Annotated in this window: 10 protein-coding genes; 1 reads left to right on the plus strand and 9 read right to left on the minus strand. The window is 70.6% G+C overall.

Annotation, left to right across the window (positions count from 1 at the left end):
• Nucleotides 1-4 precede the first annotated feature (4 nt).
• The 8 genes from AB0H12_RS02045 to AB0H12_RS02080 form a co-directional block, all read right to left on the minus strand.
• A complete protein-coding gene (locus AB0H12_RS02045) occupies nucleotides 5-895 on the minus strand; it encodes a carbohydrate ABC transporter permease (protein ID WP_499620128.1) in 891 nt (296 codons plus the stop codon).
• Nucleotides 892-1,767 carry a carbohydrate ABC transporter permease gene (locus AB0H12_RS02050; protein ID WP_499620130.1) on the minus strand — a complete coding sequence of 292 codons (876 nt, stop codon included), beginning with the start codon at nucleotides 1,765-1,767 and terminating at the stop codon, nucleotides 892-894. Before AB0H12_RS02050 ends, AB0H12_RS02045 begins: the two co-directional genes overlap by 4 nt.
• On the minus strand, nucleotides 1,764-3,755 hold the full coding sequence (locus AB0H12_RS02055; RefSeq protein ID WP_499620131.1) for a pectinesterase family protein: 1,992 nt from the start codon (nucleotides 3,753-3,755) through the stop codon (nucleotides 1,764-1,766). The genes AB0H12_RS02050 and AB0H12_RS02055 overlap by 4 nt, the downstream gene beginning before the upstream one ends.
• A 467-nt stretch (nucleotides 3,756-4,222) precedes the next feature.
• On the minus strand, nucleotides 4,223-5,383 hold the full coding sequence (locus tag AB0H12_RS02060) for an NsdA family TPR-like regulatory protein (RefSeq protein ID WP_499620132.1): 1,161 nt from the start codon (nucleotides 5,381-5,383) through the stop codon (nucleotides 4,223-4,225).
• A 257-nt stretch (nucleotides 5,384-5,640) separates the two neighbouring features.
• On the minus strand, nucleotides 5,641-6,048 hold the full coding sequence (locus AB0H12_RS02065; protein WP_499620133.1) for a DnaJ family domain-containing protein: 408 nt from the start codon (nucleotides 6,046-6,048) through the stop codon (nucleotides 5,641-5,643).
• A gap of 210 nt (nucleotides 6,049-6,258) precedes the next feature.
• Nucleotides 6,259-7,344, minus strand: coding sequence for a cellulose binding domain-containing protein (locus AB0H12_RS02070; RefSeq protein WP_499620134.1), 1,086 nt, complete (start codon nucleotides 7,342-7,344; stop codon nucleotides 6,259-6,261).
• An 11-nt stretch (nucleotides 7,345-7,355) separates the two neighbouring features.
• Nucleotides 7,356-8,969 carry a cellulase family glycosylhydrolase gene (locus AB0H12_RS02075; protein WP_499620136.1) on the minus strand — a complete coding sequence of 538 codons (1,614 nt, stop codon included), beginning with the start codon at nucleotides 8,967-8,969 and terminating at the stop codon, nucleotides 7,356-7,358.
• 412 nt (nucleotides 8,970-9,381) lie between these two features.
• Nucleotides 9,382-10,407 (minus strand): LacI family DNA-binding transcriptional regulator, encoded by a 1,026-nt coding sequence (locus AB0H12_RS02080; protein ID WP_499620138.1) that lies wholly within the window; start codon nucleotides 10,405-10,407, stop codon nucleotides 9,382-9,384.
• Nucleotides 10,408-10,510: 103 nt separating this feature from the next.
• Between AB0H12_RS02080 and AB0H12_RS02085 the strand changes: the two genes are divergently transcribed.
• Complete coding sequence (locus tag AB0H12_RS02085) at nucleotides 10,511-11,479, plus strand: acetylxylan esterase (protein WP_499620140.1); 969 nt, start codon at nucleotides 10,511-10,513, stop codon at nucleotides 11,477-11,479.
• Between the two features lie 57 nt (nucleotides 11,480-11,536).
• Here AB0H12_RS02085 and AB0H12_RS02090 read toward each other — a convergent pair whose 3' ends face one another.
• A complete protein-coding gene (locus AB0H12_RS02090; protein WP_499620141.1) occupies nucleotides 11,537-14,566 on the minus strand; it encodes a glycosyl hydrolase 115 family protein in 3,030 nt (1,009 codons plus the stop codon).
• Nucleotides 14,567-14,583: the final 17 nt, after the last annotated feature.

Here is a 14,583-nt window from a genome sequence, read left to right on the forward strand (position 1 = left end):
CTCCCTATCCCTTGACAGCCCCGGCGCTGAGCCCCTGCACCAGGAACCGCTGCACGACGGCGAAAACCAGGACCACCGGCACGGCGGCGACCACGCCACCGGCGGCGAGTGCTCCGAAGTCGGTGTTGAACTCACCCAACGTGTAGCTCAGGCCGACCGGCAGGGTGAACTTGTCCTGCTTCGTCGCGAACATCAGCGCGAACAGGAACTGGTTCCAGGCGCCGATGAACGCGAACGACCCGACCGCCACCAGGGCGGGCTTGAGCTGCGGCAGGACGACCGCGAAGAACGCGCGCAGGCGCGAGCAACCGTCCACCATGGCGGCTTCTTCGAGTTCCACCGAGATGTTGCGGATGAACCCGCTCATCAGGATCAGCGACAGCGGCAGCTGGAACGCCACCTCCGCGATGACCAGGCCGGTGATGCTGTTGAGCAGCCCCAACCCCTTGAAGATCACGAACAGCGGGATCAGCATCATCGCGCCGGGGATGAACTGGCTGCACAGCATGGCCAGCAGGAACGCCCGCTGGCCGCGGAACTTGAACCGCGCCAGCGCGTACCCGCCCATCACCGACAGGATGGTCACGAACACGAGCACGCCCAGGCCCATGACCACGCTGTTGTAGAAGAAGATGCCGAACCCGATGTCGTTCCACACCGTGTCGAAGTGCTCGAACGAGATCGGCCACGGCACGAGCTGCGTGGAGCCGGCGGGCCGCACCGCGAACACCAGCATCCAGTAGAACGGGATGAGCGTGAACAGCAGGTACAGCGCCAGCGGCACGTGGATCATCCACGGCTTGCCCGGTTCCTCGGCCACCGCCCGGCGACGCCGCTTGGTCGGCTGCCGGGGCGGCGCGGTGTCCACCGGCGGTCGGGTCAACGTCTCGGTCATGCACGACTCCCGAACTTCGACAACCGCAGGTAGGCGATCGAGAAGAACAACAGGATCAGGAACCCGGCCACGGTGAGCGCCGAGCCGTACCCGAAGTTGTGCGAGTCGACGGCCTGCCTGGCCACGTACAGCGGCAGCGTGGTGGTCTGGTTCGCGGGACCGCCGCCGGTGAGGGTGTAGATGAGGTCGACGTTGTTGAACTCCCACACCGCGCGCAGCAGCGTCGACAGGATGATCGCGTCCTTCAGGTGCGGCAGGGTGACGCTGGTGAAGCGCCGCCACCGGCTCGCGCCGTCCACGGACGCCGCCTCGTAGAGGTCCTTGGGGATGCTCTGGAGGTCGGCGAGAAGCAGGATCGCGAAGAACGGCACGCCGCGCCACAGCTCGGTCACCACGAGGGCCTCGAACACCGTGTCGGGGTTGCCGAGCACCGAGGTGCCCGGCGAGCCGAAGCCGAGGTTCGACAGCTCCTGGAAGATGCCGGTCGACGGGTTGAGCAGCAGGATCCAGATGCCCGTGGTGAGCACGCCGGACACCGCCCACGGCGAGAACACCAGCGCCCGCGCCATGCCCCGGCCGATGAACGTCTCGTTCACGATCAGGGCGAGCACGAGGCCGAGCAGCAGTTGCAGGCCGACTTCGACGACCACCCACTTGGCGCTGAACGCCAGGCTCTGCCAGAACAGCGGGTCGTCGAACAGCATCTGCTTGAAGTTGTCCAGCCCCGCGAAGCCGTTCTTCCACGGCTGCGTGACGTTGTACCGCTGGAGGCTGTAGTAGACGACGCTCCCGATCGGGTAGACCAGGAAGATCGCCATCAGCACCAGCGTCGGTGCGATCAGCGCGTAGGGCGTCCAGGTGCGTGTCCTCATGCGGGGTTCCAGTCGCCGAGGTACGCGCGCAGGGTGTGCTGTGCCGCCTGGTCGTGGGTCAGCTGCGGCCGGTCGGGGCCGGCGGTGGCGCCGGGGCCGGAGTTGCGGAACTCGGCGAACCGGGCGTCACGCCAGGAGAAGCCGGACATGTCGGTCCACGGCGCGGTCTTCACCGCGGCGGGCAGCTTGGTGTCGCGGATGACGACCGAGGCGATGGCGTCCGGGTCGCCGCCGGGGTGCCACGGCCGGCCGAGGTAGTAGGTGCCCGCGGGCGCGTCGCTCAGGATCGTGGAGTTCATGATCAGGAAGCCGTGCGGGTTGTCGCGACGCGTGCTGGCGGCCGTGAGGTAACCGTTGGGGTCGCCGCCCCGGTCGAGCGCCTTGATCGTGACCTGGTCGAACACGGCGGTGGCGCGGCCGAAGATGAAGTCGACGTCGCCGACGACCTCGCCGCCCCGGTAGTACTGGCGGGCCTTCGTGCCCACGGCGCGCGTGTCGGCGTACAGGGTGTCCTGGTGGCCGAGGAACCGGACGCGGTCGTAGTACTGCCGGTCGCCGGTCGCCTTCACCGCGACGGCCTGGGTGTTGGTGATCTCGGGGTGGGCGGCGCGGTCGAACGAGTTGCTGAACGTGAGGTCGCGCGCGGTGAAGCCGTCGGCCTCGATGGTCGCGGTGGCCGAGCCGGTGGTGCCGTAGGTCGTGCCGTCGGGCTTCTTGGTGCCGTTGGCGTTGTCGTAGTCGATCACGACGTCGCGCGCGGTACCGGTGGAGCCCTTGAGGGTCAGGTCCGGCTTGGTCGCGGGCACCCGGATCACCTCGCGGTACACGCCCTTGCCGATGGTGATGGTGGTGCCCGGCGGCGCGGCGTCGATCGCGGCCTGCACCGTGTCGAAGTCCGTGCCCTTGGCCACGTGGTAGCGCTCGCGCTGCTGCGCGCCCGCCTTGAGGTTCTTCACCCGGGACGTGGCCTCCAGGCCGCGGGTGAACTCGGGCGTCCAGCCGGCGTCGCCGGCGAGCGGCGCGGTCGGGTCGGCCGCGTTGAACGCGTCGAGCACGTCGACCGGCCGGCCGTCGACCAGCGTGCCGACCTCGGTGATGGCCGTGCCGCCCCAGTTGTAGATCAGGTCCTCGACCGCGCCGCCGTTGGCGAGCTTGACGTAGTTGTTCTCCACGTACAGCTTCGACTGCACGCCGACGCCCCACGCGTAGCTGAACGTCGGTCCGGGCTCGTACAGGTTGTTGTAGACGTGCACCTGGCCGAACCGGACGCGCGGCAGGCGCTCCTCGACGTTGCGGAACACGTTGTGGTGCACCGAGATCCGCAGCTTGCCGGGATCGGTGGTCGAGGTGTTCGACGAGCCGATGAGCATCGTCTTGCCGTGGTCGGTGAACAGGTTGTACGACGCGGTGACCAGGTCGGTGCCGTTGGTCATGTCGAGCGAGCCGTCGTGCTGCTGGAAGGGGCGGCCGAAGTAGGTCGGCGCCGCGCTGTCCGGGGACGGCTGGTCGGTGAACGTGTTGTGGTCGACCCACACGTTCGTGGCGCGGTTCAGCGAGACCGCGTCGTAGTCGGAGTTCCAGTTGCCGGTCGCGCCGTCGGTCGGGTCCCACTGCGGGAAGCAGTCCCGCGTGTCGCGGAACGTGAGGTTGCGGACGATCACGTTGCTCGCGCCGTGGATGCGGATGTTCGCGCCGGTGATGCCCGCGCCCTTGCCGTCGCCGACGATCGTGGTGTCGGAGCCGACGTTGAGCGCGATGGCCTCCGCCTGGCGGCGGGCGGACGCCGCGCGGGCGTCCTCCAAGGGGCCGCTCGGCTCGGTGTCACGCCCCCAAACGGCGGGGTCGTATGCGGCCAAATAGCCCGCGAGCGTGTAGCCGTCCGTGGCATACGTTGCGCAATCAGCCCTGAAGTCGATTACGCCGCGCACCTTGATGAGGCGTGGCGCGGGCGACGCCAGGGCTGCCCGCAGCTCCGCCGCCGTGCGCACGACGTGCTCGGTGGCCGCGGCCGACCCACCGGTCGTGCCGGCACCGCTCGAAGCCCAGCCGTCACCGGGTTGGAGAACCTGTCTCCCCAGGTCATGGCCTGCGTGCGCGGGTGCCGCCGCGATCACGCCAAGGGCGCAGGAAAGCACGAGCGCAGTACTGAGTATCCGCATGACGAGGGGCCTTCCCCGGCGAATTTGTTCATAAATGTGAACACGTTCCAGATGTGCGAACAGAGTATTGCGAAAGTGTCCGGCACACGTCAACGACGTAACTTCGTTCGACGGCCGTTCGACGACCCGGTTCGACGCGCCGTCGAATTCGAGTCGAATTCGATGGCGCGACCGGACCACTGGGGCGTCCGGCCGGACGCGAGCCGCTCCCGACCCTGGGCGGGTCGGGGGCGGTGTGGACGGTGGAACCGGTGCCGGCGGGACGCGGGCGAGGCCGAAGCGGCGCCGGTGGGGCGTCAGACCGGCGGGGTGAAGGCGCCGATCCGGGCGGACAGGGCTCGGGCGTGCGGGTTGCCCGGGTGGCGGTCGGCCAGGTGGCGCAGCGGGCGCAGCCGGTCGGCGACGCGCGTCGAGCGGATCGTGGCCGCCAGCGCCAGGGCCCGCCCGCCCACTTCGGCCGCGTGGTCGAAGTCCCCGTCCACCAAGTGGTTGGCGGCCAACGCCATCAGGCTGAACGCGCGGCTGCGCGTCATGGCCTCCGAGTAGCCGGCCACGGCGGCGGTGAGCGAGTCGATCGCGGGCGCGGTGCGCGACGGGTCGACCGTTCGGGCCAGGTCGGTCAGCACCACGCCGGTCAACCCGCACAGGTCCGTCTCGTCGAAGAAGCGCGCCCATCCCGGTGCCGGGTCGGACGCGCGGGCGAACTCGTCGTGCGCCAGGGCCAGCAGCCGCACCGCCTCGTCCTTGTGGCCCAACCCCGCGTGCGCCCACGCCTGGTTGGCGCGCAGCATCGCGACGGCACGCCGTGAACCCGCCCGGCGGGCCGCGACCAACCCGGCTGCGAACGCCTCCAGCGCCTCACGCCGCCTGCCCCCGTGCAGCCGCATCCGGCCGACGCGGTAGTGGACGTTGGCCGCCAGGTCGTGGCGCCCCGCTTCCACCGCCATGCCCAGCGCCCGGTCCCAGTGGCGCGAGGCCGCCACCTCGAAACCGGTGTCGAAGCACGTCCACGCGGCCAGGTTGTGCAGGTCGGCCAACGCCACCAGCAGCCGCTCGCGCACCGCGCCCGAAGCGGCGACGTCGAGCAGCCGGTCGTAACGCGTCGCGCACTCGACCGCCGAGTCGCGGCACGCGCCGCCGCCCCGCCGGTAGTCCACGTCGCGCAGGCGTTCGGTCTCGGCCGCCAAGCGCTCCACGTCCTCGACCCCGATGTGTGCCGGGACGTGCTGAGGTTCTGCCATCGCCGCACCTCGCAATTCCACTAGAGCGGTGGAAGGGATCCAACTGGCATGTGGCTGCGGGGTACCCAGGGTGACAGCACCGCCACCCTGACGGGAGCCGCCGTCAGGGGCGCGCATTGGCCCCTGCGCCGTCGCCCGGATGCTGCGCTCGACCCGCGCGGTCCGGGTGAGCGGTGAGTCCACTGTGGACCGGTCAGTGCCGCTTCCGAGCGTCACGACGCCGCGCTGCTCCCCGGACGGCGGCGCACCGCGCGAGCGGATCCTGCACGTGTTCCACGCGCAGGACGGGCTGACCGGGCAACCGGCCTACCGCGGCTGCCCCCTGGTCGCCACGGCGACCGAGCTCGAGGTCGCCACCCACCCAGGCCAACGCCGTGGCCCGCCGGCACAAGCAGGCCGTGACCGACTTCTTCGCCGCCGATGGACGACGCCCCAGGACCGCTGGAGGAGTTGGGCGTCGCAGAGTGGCCCGGTCAGCCCCGGTCGACCTGGTCGGCCCGCCACTGCCGCACCACGTGCTCGACGTCGTACGGCATGAGGTTCAGCGGCGGTCCCGACATCGGCTTGCGGATCGCCTCGACGATCTTCGCGTTGATGTCGGCCAGGACCGACCGCACCTCGGCCTCGGTGCGCGCCCTGCCGGCGGCCTCGCGCGCGGCGGCGGCCTCCTTGCGCAGCAGCAGCGTCGGCGGGAGCGCGGTGCCCTCCTCGCGGCGCAGCTTCTCCTTCACCCACCACAGCTCGTCGTGGGGCTCGTGCAGCCCTTTCAACGGCCGGCCCGCACCCGGCAGGTCCTCGAAGTCACCGCGGTCCTGCGCCTCGCGGATCTGCCGCTCGATCCAGGTCTCGAAGCCGACACCGGCCGGTTTGCGCTCGGTCACGACGCACCACCCCCTACCGAGGGTACCGGCTGTGGTCACACCGCCCACCGCGCGCGACGTCGGCGCGAGTAGCCGAGGCAGGCTTCAGCTCTGGTGGCAGCGCCGGATGGCGGCACGGGAACGGCGCCACCAGCGTGTCGTCCCGGTCCTCACGTCGCGGGGTGACGGCTCGCGGGTGTGCCCGGTGCCGGGCACACCCGCGAGGTCCGGTCAGGACAGCGTGCAGATCGGCACCGGCACCCAGCCGGTGGCGTCACCGGTGCCGTTGAACCCGACCTTGGTCGAGCCCGCCGGCGGGATGCCGCCGTTCCAGGACGTGTTGGACACCGTCACCGCCGTGCCGCTCTGGGTGAAGGTGCCGTTCCAGCCCTGGTTGAGGGACATCCCGGCGTTGAACGTGAACCCGATGCGCCAACCGCGGCTCGGCGAGGTGCCGCCGTTGCGGATGGTGATCTCCACCGTGAACCCGCCCGGCCACTGGTTGACGACCTTGATCTCGACGTCGCACGACCCGCCGGGGACGGAAGTCGTGGTGGTCGTGGTCGTCGTGCTGGTTGTCGTAGTGGTCGTGGACGTGGGCGTGGTGCCGTTGAGCGCGGACACCACGGCCGGGATCCACTTGTTCGCGATCTTGCGATCACCGGACGCGTTCGGGTGAACGCCGTCGTAGGTGTCAGTGGCGGTGTTGAACCCGGCCCACTGGTCGACCACGGTGATCGGCGACTGGGCGGTGGACTTGCCCGCCGCCCAGCCCGTGATCGCCGCGTTCAGGTCGACCACCCGCTGGGGGCACTCCGCGCAGGCGCTCGCCGCCATCGGGATGATCTTGGCGACGACCACCTTCATGCTCGCGTTGTTGGCGCGCATCTGGTCGACCAGCTTGCCGTACGCGGCCAGGATGGTCGCGGTCGACCGGTTGCTCCAGACGTCGTTGGTCCCGAAGTGCATGAGCACCACGGTCGGGTTGGTGGCGGCCAGCCACCCGACGAGCTGGTTCTGGTCGGCCACCGCCGTGACCAGCGCGCCGCCGTGGCCCTCGTTCTCGCCGTCGTAGGCGAAACCGCAGCCGTCACCGGCGCGGGTGCCCACGAAGTCGATGTTCGTGTGCCCGGCCGCGCGCAGGTCGCGGTCCAGCAGGGCGCGCCAGCAGCCCGGCGAGCCCGTGATCGAGTCGCCCAGTGCCATGATCCGCGTCGGCGCGGCGGCCTCGACCGCCTGACCGGGTGCGGCGACCAACAGGCCGACGAGCGTGGCCAACGCCGCTGACAACGCCGCTACAGCGGCCCTTCTCGACATCGCGGTCTCCTTCAGGCCGTCGTGCAGGTGGCGCCGTTGAGGGTGAACGCGGTGGGCGCCGAGTTGGTGCCGTTCCACGACCCGATGAAGCCGAAGCTGACCGAGCCGTTCACCGGGATGGCGCCGGTGTAGGACACGTTGGTCGCGCTCAGCGTGGAGCCGGACTGGGTCGTGGTGGCGCCCCAGGACTGGCTGACCGTCTGGCCGTTGGCCCAGGTCCAGCGCAACGTCCAGCCGTTCACGGCGGTCGTGCCGGTGTTGGCGATCTTCACGTCGCCCTGGAAGCCGCCCTGCCACTGGCCCGCGACCTTGTAGGTGACCGCGCAGGCGCCCGTGCCGCCGCCGGCCTGGGTGGTGACGTTGACCGTGCCGGATCGGGTGGAGCGGTTGCCCGCCGCGTCGCGGGCGTAGACGGCGAACGTGTAGGTCGTGCTCGCCGACAGGCCCGTGATGGTCGCGGTGGTCGTGGCGGAACTGGCCGCCGCGGTCTCCGTGGTGCCGTTGACGCGGACGACGTCGTAGCCGGTCACGCCGACGTTGTCGGTGGACGCGGCCCAGGACAGGGTGACGCCGGACGACGTGACGCCGGACGCGGTCGGGGTGCCGGGGGTGGACGGCGGGGTCGGGTCGGTCGTGCCGCCGCCGTACACGCTGGCTTCGCGCGAGGTCGCCTTGATGCCGTTGGCGCCGTTGATCGCGCGCTGGCCCCAGCTCGTGAGCTGGGAAGCGTTGAAGCCGGTCACCATGTCGAGGTACTCGACGCCGCCGCCGTTGCCCGACCAGGACCACGCGAGGTAGCCGAGCTTGAGCGACTGGGTGGTGGCGAAGATCGTGTCCTCGTCCGGGTTGCCGTCGGAGTGGTCGTGGCCGAACTCGCCGACCACGATCGGCAGCTTCGCCGTGACGAACCGGTTCAGGTAGTCGTTGATCTCGGCGGCCGTGTCGAACACGCCGTACATGTGGATGGAGAACACCGTGTTCTTCTGGGGGTCGGCGGCGAACACCGAGGCGGCGTTGTCGCGCATGGTGAAGGCCCAGTCCTGGCCCCAGTTCGGCGCGTCCACCATGATCGTGTGCTCGAAGCCGGCCGAGCGCAGCGAGGTGATGGCGTCCTTGGTCGCCTGGGTCCAGCCGGTGTAGCCGGTGTTGCCCCACGGCTCGTTGCCGATGTTGAGGATGACGTACTTCTCCTGGCCGGCCATGGCGCTCTTGATGCTCTTCCAGTACTCCACGGCGCGGGCCAGGCTGACGGCGCCGCTCTGCTCCTGGTAGCCGGTGGTGTCGTGCACCTCCATCACGCAGATGAGCTTGTTGGCCTTGCACTGGCTGATGACGTTGGTGACGTCGGAGGCGGTGTTGAGGGTCCACCGGTCGCCGGAGCTGAGGACCACGCGGACCGTGTTGGCGCCCGTGGCCTTGATGTCCTTGAGCGCCTGGGTGGTGCGGTCGGCGTACCAGGTGTGCGCGTGGTTCACGCCACGCATCACGAAGTCGTTGCCGTTGGCGTCGAGCAGACGCCCGTTGCTGACGGTGAACCCGGCCGCGGCGTGTGCCGGCGTCACGGTCAGCAGTGACAGGACCAAGGCGGCGACGGCGGCGCCCACCAAGGCGAATCGCTTGCGCATGGATGTACCTCGCGTAGTTGTCGACGTTGACGTAGCGAGCGCAGGGCAGCGCGCCTGCCTGCGGCAGGCCTCAACACCAAAGCAATTAACCGCTTAAGTGTCAACGGTGTCATCGTCACCGACTCCCACCGCTCCCCCATCCCGACACCCCGCCAACGGACACACCTCAGCGACCTTCTGGAACCGCTCCCAGAACGCCACCGCCAGTCTCCCCCACCCCGCCCCGCCACACCACCCCCACCACCGCGAGAGTCCTCCGCTCAAGCCGCGAGAGTCCTACGTTCAGGACCCCTGAGTTCAACGCTCACGCCACCCGACCTGGAGCATCGGGCGGGAACTGGCACGTCCGAGCGTTGAATTCACGGGTCGCGAACGTAGGACTCTCGCGACGCGAACGTAGGACTCCCGCGGGTCAGGAGAGTGGGGGGTGGGAGGTGCTGGAGCGGGGGACCAGTTCGGGGTCCGAGGTCTTCACCTGTTCCGGAGGGGCGCCGTTGATCACGTCGAGGAGCAGGCGCACGGCGGCGGCGCCGCGTTCGGCGATCGGGCGGCGGACCGCGGACAGGGCCGGGCGGACCAGGCGGCACAGGGCCGAGTCGTCCCACGCGACCAGGGACAGCTGGTCGGGCACCGACAGGCCCAGCTCGTGGGCCACGCCCAAAGCGGACACGGCCATCACGTCGTTGTCGAACACCAAGGCCGTGGGCGCGATGCCGCTCGTCAGGACCCGCCGCGTCACGCGGGCGGCGGCCTCGTCGGAGTAGTCGGCGTGCACGACGCGGGCGTCGGGCAGGCCCAGGCGCGCGGCGGCCGTGGTGAACGCGCGGGAACGGGTCTGGGTGTGCACGAACTTCGTCGGCCCCGCGACCCGGACGATGCGGCGGTGCCCCAAGGCGACCAGGTACTCCAGCACCTCTGCCACGGCCAGCTCGTCGTCCGTCCACACGCACGGCAGGTCGGGCACGACCGGCTCGCCGAGCACGACCGCCGGCAACCGCAGCTCCCGCACCAGATCCACCCGCGGGTCGTTCTGGACCAGGTCGACCAGCAGCACGCCGTCCACCCGCCGCTCGCCCCACCACCGCCGGTACGCCGCCAGCTCGGCCGCCGAGTTGTCCGTCACCTGGAGCAGCAACGACGTCGGCCCGCCCGCGAGCGCGTCCTGGATGCCGGAGATCAGCTGCATGAAGTACGGCTCGACGCCGATCACCCGCGCGGGCCGGTCGACCACCAGCCCGATCGCGTTCGCCCGACCGTCGCTCAACGACCGCGCGGCGCTGCTGGGCACCCAGCCGAGGCGGTCGGCGATGTCCATGATCCGACGACGTGTCGGCTCTGAGACGCCCGGCCGGTTGTTGAGCGCGTAGGAGACCGCGCCGGTGGACACGCCCGCGGCCTTGGCGATGTCCGAGATGGTCGGACGCTTACCACCTACCACCCGCGCCTCCTCGGTCGGTGATCATCGAGTCTAGCCGCGGTGCGCACGGCTCAACCCGGTAGGGTAATTAAGCGCTTAACGGATTCTGCGAAAGGGGACCGCCGTGCCCTGGTTCGACCTCTCGGAGCGGGAGTTGGCTCTGTACCGGACCGACACCGTCGAGCCGGACAACCTCGACCTGTGGTGGAAGGCCCGGCTGGACGAGGCGCACGCCGCCGCCCTGCCACCGGTCCTCACCCCGTACGCGGCCGACGCTTACGGACCGCTCGCGGTCTGGGACGTCGAGTTCTCCGGGTACGGCGGCGACCGCGTGCGCGGTTGGTACATCCGGCCCGCCGGCGCCGGCGTCGAGGCGCTGCCGACCGTCGTCTGCTACATCGGGTACGGCGGCGGGCGCGGCCTGCCCTCGGAGCACGCGCTGCTGCCGTCGGTCGGCTACGCGGTGTTCGTGATGGACACCCGCGGCCAGGGTGGTCGGTGGACGCTCGGCGCCACCCCGGACTCCGGCTTCGCGGGCCCCGAGCACCCCGGCGTGATGACGCGCGGCATCGCCAGCCCCGAGACCTACTACGTCACGCGCCTGATGGTGGACGCGGCCCGTGCCGTCGAGGTGGCCGCTTCCCTGGACGGGGTGGACGAGACGCGGATCGCGGTGTCCGGCGGCAGCCAGGGCGGCGGGCTGGCGCTGGCCGCCGCCGCGCTCAACGGCGAGGCGGTCAAGGTCTGCCACGCGGACGTGCCGTTCCTGTGCGACTTCCAGCGGGCCATCACCCTGACCGACGCCGAGCCGTACGCGGAGATCGCCAAGTTCCTGGCGCAGCACGTCGACCTGATCCCCGCCGCCCGCGACACGCTGCGGTACGTGGACGGCGCGTTGCTGGCCAAGCGGATCACCGCGACGTCGCTGCTGAGCGTCGGCCTGATGGACGAGGTGTGCCCACCGTCCACGGTGTACGCGGCCTACAACGAGATCACCGCGCCGAAGGAGATGGCGGTGTTCCCGTTCAGCGGCCACACCACGCCGCGGGTGCACGACGAGCGCAAGCTCCGCCACCTTCGCGCTCACCTGTGAGTCAAGGCGGGACGTGAGGGGGACCACCGCCATAGCCCCCCTCACGCCCCAGCCCGGTCAGTGGACTCGGCGGCTCTCCGGAGGCCCCAGGTAGCTCGACCTGAGACCTCCCGTGTCCACGACCAGCTTCTGGACCACCACGGTGGGGTCGACCATCCAGAACTTGAGCGTGTGCGCGCCCGCGTCCAGCCGGTGCCCGGTGGCGGTTCTGTTGACGTTGTCCGAGGTGTTGCGCTCCCACTGGCGGTTCATGGTGGTGTCGTTCGCGCCGGTGGCCGCGGTGATGTCGACGACCTGCGGCGGCTGGTCGTCGAACGACACCGCGTACCGCAGTCCCGGCCCGGACAGCACCGGGTTGCGCGGCGACAGGTACGCCCACACGGTCACCGGCCCGTCGGCCCGCACGGTGAGCTCGTACTCCAGCCGCGGCCCGGTCGGCGACCCGGGCTCACGGCTCGGCGCGGTCACCGGGAACGGCTCCATGCCGTCACCGGTGCGGCCGATGTCGGGGATCCGCCGCCACCGCACGCCGTCGCCGTCCACGACCCGGGTCGCGTTGGCGGCCTCGATCGACACGTAGCCGTTGGCCTCCACGAAACCCCGCGGCGCCACCAGGTCGTTCTCGACCACCGCCCGCACGGTCACCAACACGCCCGCGCCGGTGATCGTGATCGGCGCCTCGACGCGCCCCTTCGGCGCACGCGACCAGTCGACGCGTACGGTCAGCCGGACCTGGTCGTGCACCGTGCCGTGCGGCCGGTCGACCTCCAGCCACGCCGCGCCCGGCGTCGCCCAGTAGTCGAACGGGATCGCGCCCCGGTTGAACACGTCCACGTACTGCCCCGGCTGGGACTGGTACGGGCTGAACGCGGGCAGCGTCGCCCGACCGGGTGCGGCCGGCCACCACTGGTCCGAGCCGTCGACCGCCACGCCCATCTCCGCCACCCGCGGCAGGTCGACCCGCTTGACGGCGGGGAACACCTCGTCCGGCAGCACCTCGTGGTCCCGTTCCGGCTGCTGCCACGGCGCGTTCGGCCCGTACCGCGCGACGTCGCCGTAGCCGATCTTCGGCTGGGTCTGGAAGCCGTTCCACTTCCCGCCCGCGAGCACGGTGTTGTAGTGGTCCGACATCGCCTGGTCCTCGGCGAACCGCGCGTCGGTGGCGTCCGCCAGCGGGTTCGCCGACGCACGCCCCTGCCTCGCGTAGAGCAGGTTGGTGAACTCGGCCAGCCGCAACGCGTACAGGTTCGCCGTCGCCTTCACCTGGTAGTGCACCAGCTGGTGGTAGGCGTCGCGCGACGCGGGCGGCAACGTGCCGCGGATCCGCTCGGCCTCGTCCGCCAACCGCTGCCACTGCCCGGTGACGCGTTCGACCTCGCGGTAGTCGGTCAGGCTGAACGGTGACGCCTGGTCGTCGTACGTGATCGCGGTCCCGACGGCGGTCGCCTTGCGGTTGAGCAGTTCCGGCTTGCGGTCGGACTGGAGCTTGGCGTACTCGCGCAGGACCGACGCGATCTCACCGGCCCGCCGCGAGCCGAAGTTCTGCGCCGCGTAGCGCTCCTCCCACTCCCCCAGCTTCTCCACCGGCCAGCGCCCCGGGTCCCAGGCGTAGTCCAGGAAGAACTGCAACGGCAGCTCGTTGCCCTTCACGTCGCCCGCGTTGACGACCCACAGCCGGTCGACGCCGTACTCGTAGGACTGGTGCAGCTGGTCCCACACGTTCGGCAGCAGGTTGGTGTCGACCCACTTGTAGTTGCGCCCGCCACCCACGTAGTCGAAGTGGTAGTAGAGGCCGTAACCACCGGCGCGCTCGGGCAACGACGGGTCGGGCAGCTTGCGCATGTTGCCCCAGTTGTCGTCCGCGAACACGACGGTCACGTCGTCCGGCGGGCGCAGCCCTTGGTCCCAGTAGCGCTGGACCTCCTTGTAGAGGGTCTGCACCTGCGGGACGTCGGACATGCCTTCCGCGGCCAGGATCTCCCGTTGCGAGGCGAGGATCTCGCGCATCAGCTCGATGCCGTCGCCGTCGGGCAGGCTCACGTCGCCGTTGCCGCGCATGCCGAGGGTGACCACGCCCTCGAAGCCCTCGTCCTTCATCCGCCGCACGCCGTCGGCCCAGTACCGCTCGACGGCGGCGCGGTTGCGGCGGAAGCTCCACTCGCCGTTGCCGCCGTACGGGTCGCCCGTGCCCGCTTTCGCGTGCCGGTTCCACTCCTCGATGCCGCGCATCATGGGCGCCTCGTGCGAGGTGCCCATGACGACGCCGTACGCCTTGGCGGTCGCGTGGTTGAGCGGGTCGTCCTCGGCGAACGCCCGGCCCCACACCGCGGGCCACAGGTAGTTGGCCTTGAGCCGCAACACGGTTTCGAAGACCTTGGCGTAGAAGTGGTGGTTGAAGCCGGCCGGGAAGCCCGGCGCGTGACCGGCGCCGAAGTGCTTCGGCGCCCAACGGCCCAGCGCCGGGTTCTCGTCGTTGATGAAGAACCCGCGGTACTTCACCGCGGGCGTGCCCTGGCCGTGCCTGCCCGGCAGGACGTGCAACTCGGTGCGGTGGGCCGGGGGGACGTCGGCCCACCAGTACCAAGGTGACACGCCGATCTCGCGCGAGACGTCGTACGCGCCGAAGATCGTGCCGCGCTGGTCGCTGCCGGCGATGACGAACGCGCGCCGCACGCCCGGCATCGGGTTGTGCACGACCTGCTGGAGCGAGGTCTCCCACCGGCCCTCGATGCCCGACACGTCGAGCTTGCCGCGCTCGACCAGGTCGTCGATCAACGGGCTGTGGCCGACCGTGCCGACGATCACCACGTCGCCGCGCGGCGCCGAGGTGATCTCCGGCCGCACGCCGGTGACGCGCTCGACGTCGTCACGCAGGTCGCCGACGACCCGCACGACGCCGGGGTGGTCGGCGTCGCTGACCACGAGGGCGGCGGCCTTGCCCCGGGACGCCAACGGGAAGCGTCCCGGTCCCGGTCGGTCGACGACGTACCCCTCGACCCCGGTCGGGCCGTTCGGGGCTGGTGTCGCCGCCGCCGGCGCCGCCGGCGCGAGGAGCGCCAGCGGCACCAGCAAGGGCACTAACCTCATGGTCACCTCATCGTGAC

This window comes from Actinosynnema sp. NPDC023794 (assembly GCF_040639675.1).
GTDB classification, from domain to species: Bacteria; Actinomycetota; Actinomycetes; order Mycobacteriales; family Pseudonocardiaceae; genus Actinosynnema; species Actinosynnema luteola.

Coding starts and splice junctions, on each gene's coding strand:
- AB0H12_RS02070 (WP_499620134.1), bottom strand. CDS start 7,344: ATGTCGAGAAGGGCCGCTGTAGCGGCGTTGTCAGCGGCGTTGGCCACG.
- AB0H12_RS02090 (WP_499620141.1), bottom strand. CDS start 14,566: ATGAGGTTAGTGCCCTTGCTGGTGCCGCTGGCGCTCCTCGCGCCGGCG.
- AB0H12_RS02050 (WP_499620130.1), bottom strand. CDS start 1,767: ATGAGGACACGCACCTGGACGCCCTACGCGCTGATCGCACCGACGCTG.
- AB0H12_RS02045 (WP_499620128.1), bottom strand. CDS start 895: ATGACCGAGACGTTGACCCGACCGCCGGTGGACACCGCGCCGCCCCGG.
- AB0H12_RS02075 (WP_499620136.1), bottom strand. CDS start 8,969: ATGCGCAAGCGATTCGCCTTGGTGGGCGCCGCCGTCGCCGCCTTGGTC.